Annotated in this window: 1 protein-coding gene; it reads right to left on the minus strand. The window is 71.5% G+C overall.

Annotation, left to right across the window (positions count from 1 at the left end; translation table 11 throughout):
* Nucleotides 1–136 precede the first annotated feature (136 nt).
* Nucleotides 137–1,951 (minus strand): phosphoenolpyruvate carboxykinase (GTP), encoded by a 1,815-nt coding sequence (locus ABEA15_RS25490; RefSeq protein WP_344141825.1) that lies wholly within the window; start codon nucleotides 1,949–1,951, stop codon nucleotides 137–139.
* Between the last annotated feature and the right edge of the window lie 246 nt (nucleotides 1,952–2,197).

Genomic DNA, 2,197 nt, shown 5'->3' on the forward strand with positions numbered 1-2,197 from the left:
GCCGGCCGTGCCGGCGCCGCCGGCACGGCCCACCCCTGGTGCGCCCGCCGGTGCGGCGCGGCGCGGGGGCCCTGCCGGGGCGGGGGCCGGGTCCGCCTCCCGTCGCCACCCGAGAGCGGCGGACCCGGCCGCGTCCTCAGCCCAGCCGGTCGAGCAGGGCGTTGTACTGCTCCCACAGCTCGTCGGGCAGCTGGTCGCCGAAGGTCTTGAAGAACTCCGGGATCAGCGAGGCCTCCTCGCGCCAGGTCTCGGGGTCGACCGAGAGCAGGAACTCCAGCTCGGCGCGCGAGAGGTCCAGTCCGCTGGTGTCCAGGGACTCCGGCGTGGGGACGTTGCCGATCGGCGTGCGCCGCGCCTCGGCCGCGCCGTTGAGGCGCTCGACGATCCACTTCAGCACACGGCCGTTCTCGCCGAAGCCCGGCCAGACGATGCGCCCGGCGTCGTCCTTGCGGAACCAGTTGACGTAGAAGATCCGCGGCAGCTTCCGCGGGTCCGCGGTGCGCCCGACCTCCAGCCAGTGGCCGAAGTAGTCGCCCATGTTGTAGCCGCAGAACGGCAGCATGGCGAAGGGGTCGCGGCGCAGCTCGCCGACGGTGCCCTCGGCCGCGGCCGTCTTCTCCGAGGCGACGTTGGCGCCCAGGAAGACCCCGTGCCGCCAGTCGAACGACTCGTTGGCCAGCGGTACCGCGGTCGCCCGGCGCCCGCCGAAGAGGATCGCCGAGATCGGTACGCCGGCCGGGTCCTGCCATTCGGGCGCGATGGTCGGCGCCTGCCCGGCCGGAGTGGTGAAGCGGGCGTTGGGGTGCGCGGCGGGCTCGTCGGAGTCGGGCGTCCAGTCGCGGCCCTTCCAGTCCGTCAGGTGCGCGGGGGGCTCCTCGGTGAGCCCTTCCCACCACACGTCGCCGTCGTCGGTGAGCGCGACGTTGGTGAAGATGCTGTTGCCCCACAGCGCCTCGACCGCGTTGCGGTTGGTCGACACGCCGGTGCCGGGCGCGACGCCGAAGAACCCGGCCTCGGGGTTGATCGCCCGCAGCCGCCCCTCGTCGTCGAAGCGCATCCAGGCGATGTCGTCGCCCACGGTCTCGACCCGCCACCCGGGGATGGTCGGCGACAGCATCGCGAGGTTGGTCTTGCCGCACGCGCTGGGGAAGGCGGCCGCGATGTAGCGGGGCTCGCCCTGGGGCGGGGTGACCTTGAGGATGAGCATGTGCTCGGCGAGCCAGCCCTCGTCGCGCGCCATCACCGAGGCGATGCGCAGCGCGTAGCACTTCTTGCCGAGCAGCGCGTTGCCCCCGTACCCGGAGCCGAAGGACCAGATCTCACGGGTCTCGGGGAAGTGCGAGATGTACTTGGTGCTGTTGCACGGCCAGGGGACGTCCTGCTGCCCCGGCTCCAGCGGGGCGCCCACCGAGTGCACGGCTTTGACGAACGACCCGCGCTCCTCGATCAGGCGCAGCGCCTGCTCGCCCATGCGGGCCATGATGCGCATGGACACGACGACGTAGGGCGAGTCCGTGATCTCCACGCCCAGCTGGGAGATGTTGCCGCCCAGCGGCCCCATGCAGAACGGGACCACGTACATGGTGCGCCCGCGCATGCAGCCGTCGAAGACGTCGGCGAGGGTCGCCCGCATCTCGGCCGGGTCCACCCAGTTGTTGGTGGGTCCGGCGTCCTGCTCGCGCTCGGAGCAGATGAACGTGCGGTCCTCGACGCGCGCGACGTCGCCGGGATCCGACCGGCAGTAGAAGCTGTTCGGCCGCAGTCCGGGATTGAGGCGGACGAACGTGCCCTGATCGACCAATAGACCGGTGAGGCGCTGCCACTCGGCCTCCGAGCCATCGCACCACACGACCTGGTCGGGCCGCGCCAGGTCCGCCACCTCGCGAACCCACTCGGTCAGTTCCTTGTGGCCCGTGGGGGCCACATCCGGGCCAGTCACTTGTTGCGACACAGCGGCTCCTTCGTCAGCGTCAGGTCCGCATCATCGTCGACACCCCGGCGATCAGGCCAGTTGGCCTAGACAGCAGGTTTAGACCAATGGTTCATTTTCTCGCGCTTCCCCCTCATCACCTCGGATCCGGCCGCACGCGCCGACCCTCGCTGCGCGGCGGAGCGCCGCCTGTTGCGCCGCCCGGCCCCGGCGCAGCCGTGCGGGCGCACCGGCCCGCACGAAGTCGGATCGTAGCCATGTCGTTCT

Source organism: Streptomonospora halophila, assembly GCF_039542725.1.
In the GTDB taxonomy this organism is placed as follows: domain Bacteria; phylum Actinomycetota; class Actinomycetes; order Streptosporangiales; family Streptosporangiaceae; genus Streptomonospora; species Streptomonospora halophila.